This is a genomic window from Halopseudomonas oceani (assembly GCF_002903165.1).
GTDB classification, from domain to species: Bacteria; Pseudomonadota; Gammaproteobacteria; order Pseudomonadales; family Pseudomonadaceae; genus Halopseudomonas; species Halopseudomonas oceani.
Genome location: NZ_PPSK01000001.1, coordinates 20,669 through 36,704, shown reverse-complemented (window position 1 = coordinate 36,704; position 16,036 = coordinate 20,669). Strand labels below are relative to the sequence as shown.

Sequence of the window (16,036 nt, the reverse complement as noted above, 5' to 3'; positions counted from 1 at the left end):
ACAGCGACCTGCCCGAGCGCGATGAGGCGATCAGTTGTTACGTGCAGCTGCCGCGCTCAGGCCAACGCCGCCGCAGAGACGCTACTGGCGCGCAGCGGCGTACTTTACATGGATGGTGACCAGCGCCTGCAAAACCGTGACCGTGCGCTGGCGCGCAAGTTGAGCGCGGCAATAAGCACCTGCATCGTTCACTCCCATCAGAGCAAACTGGCTACCCGAACGCTGTTCGTCAACGCTGGTGATGAACGCATTGCGCTTTGTCTCACACCGCTGATCGCGGAGCGCGCTGAGAACAACGGTGTGCTGGTTGAGCTGTTCAGCTTTGGCAGTCATCAGCCGCGACTGCAACAGCTATTTGATTGCACGCCGGCCGAAGCGGCGGTGGCGGGCGACCCGATTCAGGGGCTGAGTGCCAACGATATCGCCAAAAAGCGCTTTATCTCGATACATACTGCCCGTCAGCACATCAAGAACCTGCTCGGCAAGAACGGTTACCGCAAGCAGACTGAGCTGGTATCGATGCTGGTTCGGGCGCTGGGCTAGTTGTAGTCGAGCAGAGCCCGGCTGTCCTGCAGGTCGTGCGCTGACGCCGACGGCTGCAGCGACGGATTGAGTGGGTAGCCTTCGGCCGTGGCTCGGAGCACCACTTGCCCCTGCCCCCTGGCGTGCACTATCAGGTCGTTCCAGCCCGCGCTTCTCTGCGCAGACACCACCAGCGGTAATTGCACCACCGTACTTCTCGATAGCAGTGAGAAACCCTTGGCTCCACCCTTGTAGACGAATAGCGTGCAGCCTGCCGAGCCGCACCAGTCAGGCCCCTGGGCATAGATCAACGCATCGTTAAAACCGTCACCGTTGAGGTCGATGAGCACGCGTTGATGTTCTGGAATATCTTCACCGAACTGAGCGACAAGCGCCGTTTCAAGGGGTGTTTGGGTGACGCCAGTGGCGCAGGCGGACAGCAGCAGGGCCATCCCCGCGGCGACGTGTTTCATATTTGCTCCTCGGGCACGGAGTGTGGACAGTGCACACGTGAGGTTCTGCCCACACGTCTGGACTCAGTTGCTCAGCAGACCGTCATTTTTCATTCGGGCGACCAGGGTGCGGTAAGTATTCTGAGTGACCTCCTGCTCAATGTTGAGCGGGTTGTCGCGAAATGGCATCACCAGCAGCATTGGTAGCCATATCACCAGAGTAGCTGAGTCTGACAGGGTATATCTGTGCTGTTGCTCGGATTCGGTAGCGGTTACCCGCAGACTAAGATCCTGGGTGGCCCACGCGGGTATGACTCCGAAGGTAAAGCCCGAGATCATCCCCAAGATGCCTGCGCCAGGAGTGCCTTCGACAACCACCACGCCGTTGACGATAACATCGGCCTGCTCAGCGCTATCCACGATTTCGCAGCAGCCTGAGCTACGGATGGCAGAGTCAAAGTGGCCCTTGGGAACGTTACTTCCCGCGCGGGCTTGCCAGGTGCTGAATACTTTTACGGGTTTCTCGTTTTGAACCGAGTAGCTGGCGTTGCTCACGGTAGGGAGGTCGTTGGCCTTAAAGCCCGCGCAGCCGGAGGTCAGGAGGATCGACGCGGCGATGGTCAGTGCAGGTAATTTCATCTTCATTATTCTTCTTGGTTTTTATTGGACAGGTACCGATCGGTTTGCCTGGGCACAGGCGCAAGCGTGCACCGGCCTGACGCGCTTAGCGCGGCTCGACTGATGTCATGGGGAAGTCAGCGAAGATAACGCGAAGGTGAAGCAGCTGGCAGTCCCTTGCCCGGCCAACAGAATAATGCAGCGCAGTGCCTCGGCCAAGGCTTGAGGCTAAATCTGCAGCGCAACGCGCTGTTGAGTATGCCGCGCTGCGACTACTCCGGTTTGGTGTCGGCCTCGGAGGAGGCTCTCAGCTCGTGCAGATTGAGTCGGATATAGAGCGCAAGCAAGACGTTGAGTACGCCCGCGCCGACCGCAACCAAGTCATTGTTTCTCAGGCAGATGATGATGGCGATGAAGGAGCTGACCATGACCGCCGCGTAGGCGAATGGATGTTTGAACCAGAGGCCCGCTGTGATTGCCGCGCTTATAACCAGGGCGATAGCGGCGAGGGGGTAGACGAATATGGCGGTCAGCGCGATCAGGGTGCAGGTGCCCTGGAAAAAAATCAGGATGTTGTTGAGCAGTCGGGCAGCAGGTGGCAGTGCGAATCTGTCCATTCGGGGGACTCCTTGTCAGGCCCAGACTTGTCTCGGCTTAGGGGCATGGGCTCTTGTTGTTGTCGGTCGGGATAGAGCGGTCAGAATGATCGGCCTGGCCCTGCTGTGAGGATAAGCTCGCGCGGGGTAACGTAAAAGCCCCCAGTCATATAACGCCCAATGCTCCTAGACGGTTCCGGCCGATTGTCGTTATGGCCTGGCGAAACCAGGTGTCAGAACAATCGGGCGAGCAATGCTGTCACAGCGGTTTCAACCCGCAGGATACGTTCACCCAGCTGCACCGGCTGCATGCCGGCCTCGATCAGTTTGTCGACTTCGTAGGGAATCCAACCGCCTTCAGGCCCGATAGCCAGGGTCAGTGGCTGGTCGATACCGCGTGGGCAGGCGGGGTAGTCTCCGGGGTGGGCGACCAGCGCGAGTCGGTCGTCGATGATGCCGGGCAGGCTGTCTTCAACGAAGGGTTTGAAGCGCTTTTCGATACGCACCGTCGGTAGCACAGTGTCGCGTGCCTGCTCCAGGCCCAGCAGCAGGTTCTCGCGCACCACTTCTGGCTGCAGAAACGGCGTCTGCCAGAAGCTCTTTTCCACGCGCACGCTGTTGAGCAGGATGATCTCGGGTACGCCGAGGGTGGCGCAGTGCTGCAGAATACGGCGGAACATCTTCGGACGGGGCATGGCCAGCAGCAGGGTAAGCGGCAACTTGGCTGGTGGCGACTCGCTTAAGTCGACGGCCAGCAGCGCGCTGCCGTTGTCCAGCTCCAGAACGGTGCCTCGACCCATCAGACCGCCGATGCGGCCAACACGCAAGGTGTCGCCAACGCTGACCTGCTGGATGTCCAGCATGTGGGCCAGGCGGCGACCGCTCAGGCGAACATGGTCCGCGTCGATGAAATCAGTCTCTTCAAGCAGCAGCAGGTTCATCCCTGCGGGTTGTCCTGCTGCTCTTCCGGTGTACGCGGGCGGACTAGGCGGCTGAACAGAATGCCGACTTCATACAGCAGCCACATCGGCAGCGCCAACAGGGTCTGGGAGATCACGTCCGGCGGGGTCAGCACCATGCCGACGGTAAAGCAACCGACCACCACGTAGGGGCGGGCCTTGCTCAGGCTCTGCACGTCGACGATGCCCACCAGTACCAGCAGCACGGTGGCGACCGGAATCTCGAACGACAGGCCGAAAGCCATGAACAGGGTCAGCACGAAGTCCAGATAGCTGTTGATATCGGTCATCACCGCCACACCATCCGGCGCAGCGCTGGTGAAGAAGCCGAACACCAGTGGGAACACCACAAAGTAGGCAAACGCCATGCCGCTGTAGAACAGCAAGATGCTCGATACCAGCAGCGGGATGGCAATGCGCTTTTCGTGCTTGTACAGCCCGGGAGCGATAAAGCCCCAGATCTGATGCAGGACGAACGGCATGGCGACGAACAGCGCGCTAATCAGGGTCAGCTTGAACGGGGTCAGAAACGGTGAGGCGACGTCGGTTGCGATCATGCTGGTGCCGGGCGGCATCAGCGCACGCAGCGGCTCGGAAATGAACGCGTAGATGTCGTTGGCGAAGTAGAACAGGCCGGCAAAGATCAGCAGCCAGATCAAGACGATACGCAGCAGACGCGAGCGCAGCTCGGTCAGGTGCGCGACCAGCGGCATGTCACCGGCCGGCTTCGCGGGTGGCAGTTCAGGGTTGCTCATGGCGGGTGTCTTGCTGCTCATTGACGGGCTCGGCGCTGGGTTCATCGGCGGTCGGGCCAGTTTGCGACGGCTGTGTGACGGGCTTGTTACCGCTGGCGGTCGGGGTTTGATTGCTTGGGCTGCCAGCGTTCAGGCCCTGTTTTTCCAGCTCGGCGAGGATGCGTTCGTTGTGCAGTTGCTGACGAATCTCGTCCGCGCCGATCTCACGCTCGACCTGGCTGCGCACTTCTGAGAAGCCACGCTTGATCCGGCCTACGGTCAGGCTGACGGTGCGGATGGCGCCGGGCAGCCGCTCGGGGCCGAGTACCAGCAGGGCGATGACCGCCACCACCAGCATTTCCATGAAGCCGATGTCGAACATGAGACGGGACCTGTCGGCGGATTACGGCTTGGACTGGGAGTCCTGCTTGTGCTCTTCGGACTTGGCGTCGAGCGTTTCTCCCGGCTTGCTTTCGACCGAGGGCTTGTCCTCATCGTTCATCGCCTTGCGGAAGCCCTTGATCGCGCCACCGAGATCGCCGCCGATGTTTTTCAGACGCTTGGTACCAAACAGCAGTACCACGATGACCAGTACGATCAGCAGTTGCCACAGACTAATGCCACCAAAACCCATTTTTGCCTCCGGGGCCTATTGCCCAGTTTATTTGCCGCGGGACGCCTTTTCTTCCAGACCGGACAGGTCGAAGCGGCGTGCCAATTCGTTCAGGATGTCGTCCGGACCGAGACCGAGATGACTGAGCATGACCAGCGAATGGAACCACAGGTCAGCGGTCTCGTAGATCAGGTCGGACTTGTCCTCGCTATGCTGACAATCCTTGGCGGCTAGCAGTGTCTCAGTGCACTCTTCACCAACCTTTTCGAGAATCTTGTTCAGGCCCTTGGCGTGCAGGCTGGCAACGTAGGAGGTGTCGGCAGACGCCTGCTTGCGTTGCTCCAGTACGGCGGCCAGTTGGCTCAGGGTGTCAGACATGTTTTGGGTGCTCGTATAACGTTTTCGGATCCTTGATGACGGCGTCGACGGTCTGCCACTGGCCGTCCTTCAGAACCCGGTAGAAACAACTCTCGCGGCCGGTGTGACAGGCGATCCCGCCGATCTGTTCGACCTGCAGAATGATCACATCGGCATCGCAGTCCAGCCGCAGTTCGTGCAGCTTCTGCACGTTGCCGGACTCCTCGCCCTTGCGCCACAGGCGCTGACGCGAACGCGACCAGTAAATGCCCCGGCCTTCCTGTACGGTCAACTCGAGTGCTTCGCGGTTCATCCAGGCCATCATCAGAATGCGCTGGGTGTGCACGTCCTGGGCGATGGCGGGAATTAGTCCGTCTGCATCCCAGTGGATGCTGTCGAGCCAGTTGCTGGCGGAGGTCGAGTCGGTCATGGCGGGTCGTCTTTCGTTGAATGTCGCAAGTGTGCCAGTTATGACGGGGGCTGACTATCCGCGGCGCAGAATAAGCCAGCCGCCGAGTGCAATCAGGCCCCATTGGGCCGGCGCGGCGTTGATCCAGAGCGCCGGGTCGCTGCCACCCAGGGCGCTGGCACCAAACACCAGCAGGGCGATACCGGCCAGCTGCAATGGCCAGCGTGGACGCCGCTCCGCTCGGGCCTGCAATGGTGCCTTGGCCAGATTATCCAGCGCCTGATGGGCGGTGTCGATCAGTGCGGGTACGCGTTCGAGGTGTTGCTGCCAGTTCTTCATCTGGTTCTGCGGCAGCATGCGCTCACGCATCCAGCGTTCCAGATACGGCTGGCCGGTGTTCCACAGGTCCAGCTCGGGATAGAGCTGACGCCCCAGGCCTTCGATGTTGAGCAGGGTTTTTTGCAGCAGCACCAGCTGCGGCTGGACTTCCATGTTGAAGCGGCGCGCGGTCTGGAACAGGCGTAGCAGCAGCTGGCCGAAGGAGATGTCTTTCAGCGGGCGCTCGAAGATCGGTTCGCAGACACTGCGAATGGCTGCTTCGAACTCGTTGACCCGGGTGTCGGCTGGCACCCAGCCCGAATCGATATGCAGCTGGGCGACGCGGCGGTAGTCACGCTTGAAGAAGGCCATCAGGTTGCGCGCCAGATAGCTCTGGTCTTCGGGCGTCAGGCTGCCGACGATGCCGAAGTCGATGGCGATGTACTGCGGCTCCCACGGGTGCTTGCGGGAGATAAAAATGTTGCCCGGGTGCATGTCTGCATGGAAAAAACTGTCGCGGAACACCTGGGTGAAAAAGATCTCGACGCCGCGCTCGGCCAGCTTCTTCATGTCTGTGCGCTGGTCTGCGAGGGTGGCCAGGTCGGTGACCGGGATGCCGTCGATACGCTCCATCACCAGCACCTTGTGGCGGCACCAGTCCCAGTAGATGCGCGGAATGTAGAGCAGGTCCGAGCCTTCGAAGTTGCGGCGTAGCTGGGAGGCATTGGCGGCTTCACGGTACAGGTCCAGCTCGTCGAAGATGGTGCGCTCATAGTCTTCGACGACCTCGACCGGGCGCAGGCGACGGCCTTCGGTAGATAGCCGTTCTAGCGTGCGGGCGGCAAGAAACAACCATTGGATGTCCTGGTCGATGGTTTCGCCGATACCGGGACGAATCACCTTGACCACCACTTCGGTACCGTCCTTCAGGCGTGCGGCGTGGACCTGGGCGACCGAGGCGGAGGCCAGCGGCTGATCACTGAACTCGGCGAAGACATCCTCAATGCGCTCGCCCAGCTGCTCCTCAATTCGCGCTCTGGCCTTGGGACCCGGGAATGGCGGCACCTTGTCCTGCAGATGCGCCAGCTCCAGGGCAATGTCGTCGGGTAACAGGTCACGGCGGGTAGACAGGATCTGGCCGAACTTGATGAACACCGGGCCGAGGTCTTCACAGGCCTTGCGCAGCCGTGCGCCGCGGCTCAGGTCGCGCGGGGCGGGGCGCAGTCGCCACGGGCCGAGTTGTAGGGCCAGGCGCGCCAGCCAGGGTAGCGGTAACGCCAGCAGGATCTGATCGAGGCGGTAGCGGGCGAAGATATGCAGAATGCGCAACAGGCGCGAAAAGGCGGTCAGTCTCATGCGTCGGGCGAGTCCGGTGCAGTAGGGGTGAGCAGCGCGACCCGGGCTTCCAGTCGGTCGAGTTGCAGGCGCAGTGCGTGCAGCTGTTCGGCGCGGGCGCGGGCCTCGGCCTGGCCAACCAGCTGGCGGCTTTCTTCAGTCAGGTACTCGGCCAGGGTTTGACGCAGGCTGTCACGGCTTTCGCGGCCCCATTGGTGGCTGCGACGCAGCGCGCTGCCAATGGCGTGACCGGCAACCGGGCCGAACCAGCGAGCCAGCTCGGCCTCGCCGTCGAGCTGCAAGTCGGCCATGATGTTCTGCAGCGTGACCAGGACCTGGCTGTCACCGACCAGCTCGACGTCCGGATCCTGCAGCACCGCTTTGCGGTCGCTGCTGATCAGCAGGCGTGCAAGCAGGCTGCTGGGAGCGTGTAGTTCGCAGTCGGCGGGCAGTTCGCTGGCGGTGCGCAGGGCAATCTCACCCTCGGCGGGTAGCAGCCAGAGTTGCCATTCCGGGTCGCGGGCCGAGATCAGCACACATTTGCCCTGCAGCGCACCGAGCCGTCTGGCGGTGACACTGTCACGGGCCAGCGCTGCAGCAATGCTGCGCTCTGCGGCCTTGAGCAGTGCGGCCGGCAACATCAGGGTTTGACGCCCCGGTGCAGGGCGACGATGCCACCGGTCATGTTGTGATAGGTCACCCGGGCAAAACCTGCTTCTTCCATCATCGCCTTGAGCGTTTCCTGATCCGGGTGCATGCGAATCGACTCGGCCAGATAGCGGTAGCTTTCGGCATCGTTGGCCACCAGCTTGCCCATCAGGGGAAGGAACTTGAAGCTGTACTGATCGTAGACCTTGGACAGCAGCTCGCTCTTGGGTTTGGAGAACTCCAGCACCAGCAGACGTCCGCCCGGCTTGAGCACGCGCAGCATCGAGGCGATGGCGGTGTCCTTGTGGGTAACGTTGCGCAGCCCGAAGGCGATGGTGATGCAGTCGAAGTAGTTGTCGGGGAACGGCAGTGCTTCGGCGTCGGCCTGGACGAAGCGCACGTTGCCGGCGACGCCCAGGTCGAGCAGACGGTCGCGGCCGACCTTGAGCATGGAGGCATTGATATCGGCCAGTACGACTTCACCGGTCGGGCCGACGCGCTTGGCGAAGCGGCGGGTCAGGTCGCCGGTGCCGCCGGCAATGTCGAGTACCCGGTTGCCGGTGCGCACGCCGGACAGTTCGATGGTAAACCGCTTCCAGATGCGGTGAATGCCACCGGACATCAGGTCGTTCATGATGTCGTATTTGGCTGCTACCGAGTGAAAGACCTCGGCGACGCGCTGGGCTTTCTCGGACTCGGCTACGGTCTGGTAACCGAAGTGGGTAGTTTTTTCGCTGTCGTGTCGGTCGCTCATGGATTCCGTCTGCGCTGGCAAATTCGCTCCCATTCTAACCACTTTTTGTCCTCGGAAGCGCTGCTCAATTGCCGCGGACAGCTGTTGGCGGATGTTGAGCGACGGCTGGCGGCAGGGGTGATGACGTGTAGCTGCATTTACGGCATTCTGACGGGCCCTGATAACAACACTGGATGGAACAGCCGATGCCGACAGTAGACATTACCCGCGAACACAGCCTGGGCAAGGAAGAAGCGCGTCAGCGCGCGCAACAACTGGCCGACAAGCTGGTTCAGAAGCTGGATGTAAAGTGCAGCTGGCAGGGTGATCAATTGACCTTCAAGCGCAGCGGTGCCGACGGGTGCATCACCGTTTCCGACGCCGACGTGCGGGTCCAGGTCAATCTGGGCATGATGCTCACCCCGATGGCCGGCATGGTGAAGAGCGAAGTGCAGAAGGCGCTGGACAAATACCTGGGCTAAGCGCTGCGCCATCGTGTCGCAGGCTCGGGCGGTAACCGCCAGTCCAGAGCCTGCGCACCTCCCTTTGCGGACTGGCTGTTCTGCCCGGTCCCGGTTTTTAGTATGTGTTTTCTAATTTTGCTGCGTAATGTCGTCTCCAAGGATCGGTAACCGGTCCATTGCAGTATCCCAATCTACTGAACTGGAGTTACGAACATGGCCAAGAACACCGCAAAGAAAATTGAAGAAAGCACCGCTGGTTTTGCTGCTGACGTGAAGAAGTACGCCCATCAGATCTGGCTGGCCGGCCTGGGTGCCTACGCCAAGGCGGGTAAAGAAGGTGCGGACTACTTCAAGACCCTGGTAAGCGAAGGTGAAGCAGTAGAAAAGCAGGGCAAGGAGCTGGTTGCCGGCCAGGTTGAAGCCGCCAACAGCCGCATCGAGAGCTTCAAAGAGAAGGTGCAGGAAAAGACCGGCGGTCGTTTCAGCAAGGTCGAAGAAGTATTCGACGAGCGCGTTGCCTCGACCCTGGGTCGCATGGGTATTCCGAGCAAGAAAGATATTGATCAGCTGTCTGCTAAGCTGGATGATCTGAGTGCTGCACTCAAGTCGCTGCAAAGCAAGTAAGGTCACAGAGGAGTTGCTCCATGGCGGGTAAGAAGAAGGACAAGGATCCAAGTTGGGTTGCGGATATCGAAAGCTATTCGCGACAGATCTGGCTGGCAGGTCTGGGTGCCTACGCCAAGGTCGGGAAGGAGGGCGTGAAGCTCTTTGAAACCCTGATCAAGGACGGTGAGGCGGCCGAGAAGAAAGCCAAGGCTGAGATCGACAAGCAGGTCGATACCCTTAAGGGTAAGGCGAAAGCCAGCAAGAATCCGCTTGATGACGCGAAGTCCAAGGCCGAGAAGGCCCGGGGTAAGCTGACTGGCAAGTGGAACGAGCTGGAAGAAGCCTTCGACAAGCGTCTCAACAGTGCTGTTTCCCGCCTTGGGGTGCCCTCACGTGATGAAGTGAAGGTGCTGAATGACAAGGTCGATGAGTTGACCAAGCTGATTCAGGGCATGGCCTCTGGCAAGGCTCCGGCTACCAAGGTTGCGCCCAAGGCCAGCCCGGCCGCGGCCAAAGCCACTGCCAAACCGGCAGCAAAACCGGCTGCCAAGCCCAAGGCTGCTTCTGCAGCCAAGCCCGCAGCTAAAACGGCGGCGAAACCGGCTGCTGCCAAGCCTGCAGCGAAACCGGCCGCCAAGCCGGCTGCGAAGCCTGCTGCAGCCAAGCCCAGGGCGCCGGCGAAGCCGAAAGCCCCGGCCAAGCCGAAGGCAACTCCGGCTGTGAAGGCGCCTGCTTCGGCGGCACCTGCTCCGGCTCCTGCAGCATCTGCTGCGGACAAGCCGACCGACGCCTGATCGCACTCAGTCGTACCCGACCCCGCACTGCTTCTTCACTGCGGGGTTTTTTATTGGTTCTTCACTCAATTCCCGGATGACGCTACTGCTTACTAAGCCGGGACGATTTACCGAATGCTCAGATCGTTGAGTGGGCACCGGGGTTCTTCCCGTTTACGCGGGCGAGTAGCGCAGGATTGGCGGGAGATCGCTAAGGGGGGGCAGGGCAAGCAGCCACCCTTGGCTCACAGAAAAAGGCGAAAGGCTGACTCGGCAACCGTGCTGGATGAAATGGTAAACCGAAGGAGGCTGTTTACGCGCCTAATCCGCGATGAACCGTTTTACCGCCTGGGTAAAGGCGATCAGTCGTAGCGTTCAATCAGTAGCTGCATCCACTCGGCAGTTTCCTCGTCGAGGCAGGGGCGCAGCAAACCAAGCATTTGTTGCACGCCGCTGGCGGCATCAAGCTCGCCATTACCCGCTACGCGCTGGTAGTCGAGCCAGAACAGGGTGGTCTGGCACAGCGCGTCGAGCAGCCGTTGTTCGGCATCGGCATCGCAGATCAGGTGCCCGCTGTCACGCAGGGCCTGCAGTACCTGATCCAGCCGGGCGCGCAGTGCTGCCAGCCAGGGGGACATGGCCTGGCGGAGGTAGGGGTAGCGGCCCATCAGGTTGGACAGGTCCTGAAACAGGAAACGGTGCGTGGCGATCGCTTCGAACAGCAGATGCAGCAGCAGCCAGAGGTCCTCTGGAGTTGCCTCGTCGGGTTCCTCGGCACTGACCAGCAGAGCGCGGGTGGTCAGCAGAAAGTCATCGACCAGCGACTCCAGTAAGGCTTCCTTACCCTTGAAGTGGTAGTACAGATTGCCTGGGCTGATCTCCAGCTCGTTGGCGATGTCCAGTGTGGTGACGTTCGGCTCACCGTGGGTGTTGTACAGCTCCAGCGTGCAGAGCAGGATTCGGTCGCGGGTTTTCATCGGTTGCTCATTGCTGTTGGACGTAAAGGCCGGGCGCAGGGCCGTGGCCACCATCGGTATGAACCGGTGCATCAACCAGCTCGCCGCTGTGTTGCTTCAGCCAGGTGCTCCATGCAGGCCACCAACTGCCCTGCACGGTGCTGGCTGAGGCTAACCAATCATCCGTCGAGACGGCGTTTGCGTTGCCATGCTGAAAGTGGGCTCGTGGGTGACCGGGTGGGCACAGCAGCCCCTGAATATGGCCACTGTGGCACAGATTGAAGACTTTCTCGCCCCCCAGACGGGTGCCGGGGTAGGTGTTTTGCCACGGCACGATGTGGTCACGGCGCGCGGCCAGATGCCAGCTGGGCAGAGTGACGGCGCCCAGATCGATGGGCTCGCCGTTCAGCTGCAGGTTGCCCGGCAGGCCAAGCGGGTCGCGATCCAGCAGGTCAAACAGGTCTTCTACCAGTTGCGCCGGCAGGCGGGTGTGATCGTGCCCCCAGGTGGTGACGGGGTTTTGCTTAAGCTCCTGACCTAACGCGTAGCGGGTAACGGCGGGCGTCCAAACCAGTTGCTCGGGACGCATCCAGCCGAAGGCGGCACCGCTGCTGCGGGCGTCCAGGTAGCCGTCGCGCCAGACCCGTTGGCGTAGACGCTGTCGGGTTGCCGGTCCGCTGAGCCGCATGACGTCAGTCTGCAGGCGGGTGTCGAGTGGCGTCACCAGTAGGCTGAACGCGCTGAGTTGGCGGGTATGGTCGCTCGCTGCCTGCCAGGCGCAGAGCAGGGCGGCAATCAGGCCGCCGCTGCAGATCCCGGTGAGTGTCGCCTGCGCGCTGGCGCTATGCAGCAGACATTCGTTGAGTGCGCGCTGGCTGGCGCTGACGTAGCGAGCTAGTCCCCAATTGCAGTGGCTGGGGTTGGGGTTGCGCCAACTGATCAGATACACCTGCAGACCCTGTTGCAGGGCGTAGCGGATCAGGCTGGTGTCCGGGGTCAGGTCGAGCAGGTAGAAGCGATTTATCGGCGGCGGCACGATCAGCAGCGGTTTATCGTGTACCTGATCGGTCAACGGCTGATAGCAGATTAGTTCGAACTCGGCGTGGCGAGCGATAACCCGGCCCGGACTGCAGGCAATGTCTCGTCCCAGCAGATGGCTGGTATCCAGATTGGGCTGGGCGAAGGGGCGGCCGCTGGCCAGGTCGCTCCACAGGTTGTGTCCTCCCCGGCACAGGCTCTGGCCGCGGCTTTGGCGGGCCGCTTCGGCAACCTCGGGGTTGAGCAGGCTGTTGCTGGGTGATGCTGCTGCAGCCAGTTGCACCAACAGCCAGCGAAGTTGCGCGCGTTCGTGCTCGGCAACTTCAAGTCCGTCGAGCCAGTCGGCCAGCGGCAGCTGCCAGGCCTGCCATAGCTGCAGTGCCCGCTGAGGCAAGGCTGCCTGCCAGCCGGGATGGGTAAAACGCGGGTCGTCGTTCAGCGTGCTGAGATCGAGCCGCCCCTGCAGGGCCTGAAGCACCTTGCTCAAACTGCGGCGCAGGTAGTCGGCGTGGTGACACGGCTGGCGTATCAGGCTGCGTAGCAGCGCCAGCAGGCTGCTCGAAACATCAGCCCCAATGGTGGTGGTGGGTAATCGTCCATGGGGGTGTTCGGGCATCCAGCTTTCCTGATCCAGATACGTATCTTGGGGTCTAGCCTACGGCTTCCGTGCCCGTGTTGCCAGACGATCAGCCATGGTGTGGCGTTTGCTTGCCCGGGATTGTGTGGCGAATCACGGCGGGCTGCTTCTCTTCGGAAAGGAAGGCCATGATCATCGGTGCAACACTCTGCGCTCGAGTCACCAGAAACAGGTGGCCGTCGTCGATTACGTGCAGCTCCGAGTTGGGAATGCGCCAGGCCAGCAACTTCATGTTGATCAACGGAATGATGGGGTCGTCGTCACCGGCCAGAATCAGCGTTGGCTGCCGGATCTTGTGCAGCCAGTGCACGCTGGTCCAGCCAAGCCCGGCGAACAGTTGCCAGTAGTAGCCCAGCTTGCCTGAGGACCGGACCTTGGAAGCGTGCTTTTCTGCCAGATGCGGGTCGCGGCGGAATGCCCCGCCGTAGATATCGGGGGCGATGCTGACCCCATGCGATGGCTGAATGTAGCGCCGTGGGCTGGCCATCTTCATCAGTACCGCCGGCCGACCAGGGACCATTACAGCGCCAGCCGAGGTGGCCGCGAGAATCAGCTTCTTGCAGCGCTCGGGGTGACTGTAGGCAAACTGCTGTGCCAGCGCCCCGCCCCAGGACACGCCAATGACGTTGACCTGCGAGTAGTCGAGGTAATCCAGCATCCGTGCGGCCAGCTTGGCCAGGCCCGGAAACCGGAACGGCGTCATGGGTGTCGACGAGCCGCCGACACCGGGCACATCGAAGGCGATGACCTCCAGATCAGGGTCCAGCGCTTCGATAAACGGAAAGACCAGCTCCAGGTTTGCGCCGATGCCATTGAAGATCAGCAGCGGTGGCAGGGAGCTGGAGCCGGGGCGGACGGCAGTACGCAGGTACTGACCGTCCAGCTCAATGGTGCGAAAGACAATGGACTGCGGCATGGACAGCTCTCTGTTGGGCGCCACTCAGCGCTCGTGAACGTAGGTACCCGGTGCTGGTTCCAGCGCCGGATAGTTCTCATTGCCAAGGACCGTCGGAGCCGGTTTGCGTTTGCCGCCGCGGGTATGCAGCCAATCGCGCCAGTATTGCCACCAGGAGTCAGACTGTTTGGTTGCGGTTTCCAGCCACTGCTTGGCGTCGCCGCTGAGATCGCCGCCGGTAAAGAAGCGGGCTTTCGGATTGCCCGGCGGGTTCAGGATACTCTGGATATGACCGCTTGAGGACAGCACGAACTCGCACTTGCCGCCCATCAGCATGGCCGACTTGTAACAGGCTTCCCAGGGGGTAATGTGATCGTTCAGGCCGGCGATGACGAATAGGTCACTCTTCACCTGCTTGAGATCAATCGGGGTGCCGCTGACCTCCAGCGCGCCAGGGCGGGTGAGCGGGTTGGTCTTGAACATTTCCAAGAACTCGCCATGCAGCGCAGCGGGCAGGCGGGTGGTGTCGTTATTCCAGAACAGGATGTCGAACACCGGCGGCTCGTTGCCCAGCAGGTAGTTGTTAACCCAGTAGTTCCAGATCAGGTCGTTGGGCCGCATCCAGGCAAAGATCCTTGCCATATCGCGGCCTTCGAGCACACCGCTTTGATACGACATGCGCCGTGCTGCTTCGATCGAGCGTTCGTCCGCAAACAGCGCAACCTGGGTCTTGAGTTCGGTATCGAGCACGCTGACCAGCAGGGTGTAGGAGTGGACCTTCTTCTCTTTCAGGGCGGCATAGTGGCCAAGCAGGGAGACGGTGGTGATGCCGCCCGAGCAGGCACCGAGCATGCTCAGGTCTTTGCTGCCGGTCACGTCCAGCACCACGTCGACCGCTTCCTTGAGCGCGTCGATATAAGTGCTAAGCCCCCACTCGCGGTGGCTCTTGGTCGGGTTGCGCCAGCTGACGACGAAGCCCTGCATGTGGTTGCTGACCAGGTAGCGCGCCAGGCTCTTGTCCGGCGACAGGTCGAAGACGTAGAACTTGTTGATCTGCGGCGGTACTACCAGCACCGGACGCTCGTAGACCTCCTCGGTCAGCGGCTTGTACTGGATCAGTTCCAGCACCTCATTGCGGAAGATGACCGAGCCGCGAGTGGTGGCCAGGTTGCCGCCGACCTCAAAGGCATTCATGTTCACCTGGCTTGGCATGCCGCCGTTGTGGGCGATGTCCTTGGCCATGTGGGTGAGGCCATCCATGATGCTCTTGCCACCGGTTTCAAAGAAACGTTTGAGGGCGGCCGGGTTGAGTGCGGTATTGGTCGGTGACATGGCCTCGGTCATCAGGGCGATGACAAACTGCGCACGGCTGATGTCCTGTGCTGACAGGTCCGAGCTGGTAATCCAGCTGTTGAGCTCCTTGCGCCAGGCGAGGTAGGTCTGCATATAGCGACGGTAGAGCGGATTCTGGCTCCAGGTCGGATCGACGAAGCGGCGGTCGTCGGCGCTGGGGGCAAGTTGTGAGCGGCCCAGCATCACGTCGGTAAATGCCAGGCCCAGGCGGCCGATATGACGCAGGCTGTGGACGGGTTGTTTGACCGTTTGCCGTAACACCATCCGGGCAGTGCTGATAAGGTCGCGCGCTGGTACACCAACCACCGGGTTGGGACCGAGAATATGTTCGCTGGCCTTGTTGGCCAGATTTTCGTTATTGGTTTTGTCGCCCATTTTCAACGCTCCAATCTGAGGCAGGGAAGCCGCTCTGAATGCAGTCCAGCAAGAATTGAACCAGCTTCCTGGTGTCGCACTCCTGAGACACGTTAGCACGCAGCTTGTGTGCTGTTAACGCCTTTTTTTGACTGGGTCGACTTAACCAGATCTATGTGTCAGACAGGTGTTGAGGAGGGAATTTGTCAGGGGATGAAGCGGATAGCGCTGACGTCGGGGTCGCGCGATGCGCCATTTTGGTGCAGCTCGTCGAGGTACGACTGCCAGCGCTGTACCTGCTCGGTGGCGAGGTGGTAGAGGTAGTCCCAGCTGTAGAGGCCGCTGTCGTGTCCGTCGTCAAAAACCAGCTTGAGCGCGTAGCGGCCAGCGGGCTCGATGCCGGTTAACGCAACGTTGATCTTGCCGGTCTGGAGGATGGGGCTGCCATGGCCGCGCACCTCAGCCGAGGGCGACATGACCCGCAGGTATTCAGCAGGTAGGTGATAGCTGCTGCCGTCGGCATACCCCAGCTCCAGCGTGCGCGAGGCCTTGTGCAACTTGATGCGGGTCGGGATAGGTGCGGGCATGGCAGAGTCCTGAGCTTCAAGCTTCAAGCTTCAAGCTTCAAGCAGATCGCATGGCGCGCACGATCTGCTGTTCGCTTGC

The 16,036-nt window shown here is 61.2% G+C and carries 21 protein-coding genes; 4 read left to right on the top strand and 17 right to left on the bottom strand.

Features of this window, described 5'->3' with window-relative positions:
• Window positions 1-21: 21 nt before the first annotated feature.
• Complete coding sequence (locus C1949_RS00195) at window positions 22-543, top strand: helix-turn-helix transcriptional regulator (protein ID WP_211287022.1); 522 nt, start codon at window positions 22-24, stop codon at window positions 541-543.
• Here the strand turns inward: C1949_RS00195 and C1949_RS00190 are convergent.
• The 12 genes from C1949_RS00190 to ubiE form a co-directional block, all read right to left on the bottom strand.
• Entirely contained in the window at window positions 540-995 is a 456-nt protein-coding gene (locus C1949_RS00190) for a hypothetical protein (RefSeq protein ID WP_104736466.1), read from the bottom strand. The genes C1949_RS00195 and C1949_RS00190 overlap by 4 nt on opposite strands.
• A 63-nt stretch (window positions 996-1,058) precedes the next feature.
• The gene (locus C1949_RS00185) at window positions 1,059-1,619 is read right to left on the bottom strand and encodes a hypothetical protein (RefSeq protein ID WP_104736465.1); all 561 of its coding nucleotides are present in this window, start codon (window positions 1,617-1,619) and stop codon (window positions 1,059-1,061) included.
• A gap of 245 nt (window positions 1,620-1,864) precedes the next feature.
• Window positions 1,865-2,209 carry a hypothetical protein gene (locus tag C1949_RS00180; RefSeq protein WP_104736464.1) on the bottom strand — a complete coding sequence of 115 codons (345 nt, stop codon included), beginning with the start codon at window positions 2,207-2,209 and terminating at the stop codon, window positions 1,865-1,867.
• 212 nt (window positions 2,210-2,421) lie between these two features.
• The gene (locus C1949_RS00175) at window positions 2,422-3,129 is read right to left on the bottom strand and encodes a 16S rRNA (uracil(1498)-N(3))-methyltransferase (RefSeq protein WP_104736463.1); all 708 of its coding nucleotides are present in this window, start codon (window positions 3,127-3,129) and stop codon (window positions 2,422-2,424) included.
• Entirely contained in the window at window positions 3,126-3,902 is a 777-nt protein-coding gene (tatC, locus tag C1949_RS00170; RefSeq protein ID WP_195826126.1) for a twin-arginine translocase subunit TatC, read from the bottom strand. Before tatC ends, C1949_RS00175 begins: the two co-directional genes overlap by 4 nt.
• Window positions 3,889-4,263, bottom strand: coding sequence for a Sec-independent protein translocase protein TatB (gene tatB / locus C1949_RS00165; protein WP_104736462.1), 375 nt, complete (start codon window positions 4,261-4,263; stop codon window positions 3,889-3,891). The genes tatC and tatB overlap by 14 nt, the downstream gene beginning before the upstream one ends.
• A 21-nt stretch (window positions 4,264-4,284) precedes the next feature.
• The gene (gene tatA / locus C1949_RS00160) at window positions 4,285-4,515 is read right to left on the bottom strand and encodes a Sec-independent protein translocase subunit TatA (protein WP_104736461.1); all 231 of its coding nucleotides are present in this window, start codon (window positions 4,513-4,515) and stop codon (window positions 4,285-4,287) included.
• Window positions 4,516-4,542: 27 nt separating this feature from the next.
• Complete coding sequence (locus C1949_RS00155) at window positions 4,543-4,872, bottom strand: phosphoribosyl-ATP diphosphatase (RefSeq protein WP_104736460.1); 330 nt, start codon at window positions 4,870-4,872, stop codon at window positions 4,543-4,545.
• Window positions 4,865-5,281, bottom strand: coding sequence for a phosphoribosyl-AMP cyclohydrolase (gene hisI / locus C1949_RS00150; protein WP_104736459.1), 417 nt, complete (start codon window positions 5,279-5,281; stop codon window positions 4,865-4,867). The genes C1949_RS00155 and hisI overlap by 8 nt, the downstream gene beginning before the upstream one ends.
• Window positions 5,282-5,335: 54 nt before the next feature.
• Window positions 5,336-6,934, bottom strand: a complete 1,599-nt coding sequence (ubiB, locus tag C1949_RS00145) for a ubiquinone biosynthesis regulatory protein kinase UbiB (protein ID WP_104736458.1) — start codon at window positions 6,932-6,934, stop codon at window positions 5,336-5,338.
• Window positions 6,931-7,554 carry a ubiquinone biosynthesis accessory factor UbiJ gene (locus C1949_RS00140; RefSeq protein ID WP_104736457.1) on the bottom strand — a complete coding sequence of 208 codons (624 nt, stop codon included), beginning with the start codon at window positions 7,552-7,554 and terminating at the stop codon, window positions 6,931-6,933. Before C1949_RS00140 ends, ubiB begins: the two co-directional genes overlap by 4 nt.
• The gene (gene ubiE, locus C1949_RS00135) at window positions 7,554-8,315 is read right to left on the bottom strand and encodes a bifunctional demethylmenaquinone methyltransferase/2-methoxy-6-polyprenyl-1,4-benzoquinol methylase UbiE (RefSeq protein WP_104736456.1); all 762 of its coding nucleotides are present in this window, start codon (window positions 8,313-8,315) and stop codon (window positions 7,554-7,556) included. The genes C1949_RS00140 and ubiE overlap by 1 nt, the downstream gene beginning before the upstream one ends.
• A gap of 185 nt (window positions 8,316-8,500) precedes the next feature.
• Here ubiE and C1949_RS00130 point away from each other — a divergent pair, with 185 nt between their 5' ends.
• From C1949_RS00130 to C1949_RS00120, 3 genes are all read left to right on the top strand, one after another.
• Window positions 8,501-8,776, top strand: a complete 276-nt coding sequence (locus tag C1949_RS00130; protein ID WP_104736455.1) for a polyhydroxyalkanoic acid system family protein — start codon at window positions 8,501-8,503, stop codon at window positions 8,774-8,776.
• 195 nt (window positions 8,777-8,971) lie between these two features.
• Entirely contained in the window at window positions 8,972-9,382 is a 411-nt protein-coding gene (locus C1949_RS00125) for a phasin family protein (protein ID WP_104736454.1), read from the top strand.
• A 20-nt stretch (window positions 9,383-9,402) separates the two neighbouring features.
• Window positions 9,403-10,158, top strand: a complete 756-nt coding sequence (locus C1949_RS00120; protein ID WP_104736453.1) for a phasin family protein — start codon at window positions 9,403-9,405, stop codon at window positions 10,156-10,158.
• Window positions 10,159-10,499: 341 nt separating this feature from the next.
• Here C1949_RS00120 and C1949_RS00115 read toward each other — a convergent pair whose 3' ends face one another.
• From C1949_RS00115 to C1949_RS00095, 5 genes are all read right to left on the bottom strand, one after another.
• Window positions 10,500-11,114, bottom strand: coding sequence for a TetR/AcrR family transcriptional regulator (locus tag C1949_RS00115; protein ID WP_104736452.1), 615 nt, complete (start codon window positions 11,112-11,114; stop codon window positions 10,500-10,502).
• Between the two features lie 7 nt (window positions 11,115-11,121).
• Window positions 11,122-12,747: a PHA/PHB synthase family protein gene (locus tag C1949_RS00110; protein ID WP_104736451.1), complete on the bottom strand. Its 1,626-nt coding sequence runs from the start codon at window positions 12,745-12,747 to the stop codon at window positions 11,122-11,124.
• A 70-nt stretch (window positions 12,748-12,817) separates the two neighbouring features.
• Complete coding sequence (gene phaZ / locus C1949_RS00105) at window positions 12,818-13,684, bottom strand: poly(3-hydroxyalkanoate) depolymerase (RefSeq protein ID WP_104736808.1); 867 nt, start codon at window positions 13,682-13,684, stop codon at window positions 12,818-12,820.
• 24 nt (window positions 13,685-13,708) lie between these two features.
• Complete coding sequence (phaC, locus tag C1949_RS00100; protein WP_104736450.1) at window positions 13,709-15,391, bottom strand: class II poly(R)-hydroxyalkanoic acid synthase; 1,683 nt, start codon at window positions 15,389-15,391, stop codon at window positions 13,709-13,711.
• A gap of 185 nt (window positions 15,392-15,576) precedes the next feature.
• Window positions 15,577-15,957 carry a gamma-butyrobetaine hydroxylase family protein gene (locus C1949_RS00095; RefSeq protein ID WP_104736449.1) on the bottom strand — a complete coding sequence of 127 codons (381 nt, stop codon included), beginning with the start codon at window positions 15,955-15,957 and terminating at the stop codon, window positions 15,577-15,579.
• Between the last annotated feature and the right edge of the window lie 79 nt (window positions 15,958-16,036).

Bases quoted from the DNA above. Each gene is read 5' to 3' on its own strand.
- C1949_RS00195 (WP_211287022.1), top strand. From the start codon at position 22: ATGAGGCGATCAGTTGTTACGTGCAGCTGCCGCGCTCAGGCCAACGCC.
- C1949_RS00190 (WP_104736466.1), bottom strand. From the start codon at position 995: ATGAAACACGTCGCCGCGGGGATGGCCCTGCTGCTGTCCGCCTGCGCC.
- C1949_RS00185 (WP_104736465.1), bottom strand. From the start codon at position 1,619: ATGAAGATGAAATTACCTGCACTGACCATCGCCGCGTCGATCCTCCTG.
- C1949_RS00180 (WP_104736464.1), bottom strand. From the start codon at position 2,209: ATGGACAGATTCGCACTGCCACCTGCTGCCCGACTGCTCAACAACATC.
- C1949_RS00175 (WP_104736463.1), bottom strand. From the start codon at position 3,129: ATGAACCTGCTGCTGCTTGAAGAGACTGATTTCATCGACGCGGACCAT.
- tatC (WP_195826126.1), bottom strand. From the start codon at position 3,902: ATGAGCAACCCTGAACTGCCACCCGCGAAGCCGGCCGGTGACATGCCG.
- tatB (WP_104736462.1), bottom strand. From the start codon at position 4,263: ATGTTCGACATCGGCTTCATGGAAATGCTGGTGGTGGCGGTCATCGCC.
- tatA (WP_104736461.1), bottom strand. From the start codon at position 4,515: ATGGGTTTTGGTGGCATTAGTCTGTGGCAACTGCTGATCGTACTGGTC.
- C1949_RS00155 (WP_104736460.1), bottom strand. From the start codon at position 4,872: ATGTCTGACACCCTGAGCCAACTGGCCGCCGTACTGGAGCAACGCAAG.
- hisI (WP_104736459.1), bottom strand. From the start codon at position 5,281: ATGACCGACTCGACCTCCGCCAGCAACTGGCTCGACAGCATCCACTGG.
- ubiB (WP_104736458.1), bottom strand. From the start codon at position 6,934: ATGAGACTGACCGCCTTTTCGCGCCTGTTGCGCATTCTGCATATCTTC.
- C1949_RS00140 (WP_104736457.1), bottom strand. From the start codon at position 7,554: ATGTTGCCGGCCGCACTGCTCAAGGCCGCAGAGCGCAGCATTGCTGCA.
- ubiE (WP_104736456.1), bottom strand. From the start codon at position 8,315: ATGAGCGACCGACACGACAGCGAAAAAACTACCCACTTCGGTTACCAG.
- C1949_RS00130 (WP_104736455.1), top strand. From the start codon at position 8,501: ATGCCGACAGTAGACATTACCCGCGAACACAGCCTGGGCAAGGAAGAA.
- C1949_RS00125 (WP_104736454.1), top strand. From the start codon at position 8,972: ATGGCCAAGAACACCGCAAAGAAAATTGAAGAAAGCACCGCTGGTTTT.
- C1949_RS00120 (WP_104736453.1), top strand. From the start codon at position 9,403: ATGGCGGGTAAGAAGAAGGACAAGGATCCAAGTTGGGTTGCGGATATC.
- C1949_RS00115 (WP_104736452.1), bottom strand. From the start codon at position 11,114: ATGAAAACCCGCGACCGAATCCTGCTCTGCACGCTGGAGCTGTACAAC.
- C1949_RS00110 (WP_104736451.1), bottom strand. From the start codon at position 12,747: ATGCCCGAACACCCCCATGGACGATTACCCACCACCACCATTGGGGCT.
- phaZ (WP_104736808.1), bottom strand. From the start codon at position 13,684: ATGCCGCAGTCCATTGTCTTTCGCACCATTGAGCTGGACGGTCAGTAC.
- phaC (WP_104736450.1), bottom strand. From the start codon at position 15,391: ATGGGCGACAAAACCAATAACGAAAATCTGGCCAACAAGGCCAGCGAA.
- C1949_RS00095 (WP_104736449.1), bottom strand. From the start codon at position 15,957: ATGCCCGCACCTATCCCGACCCGCATCAAGTTGCACAAGGCCTCGCGC.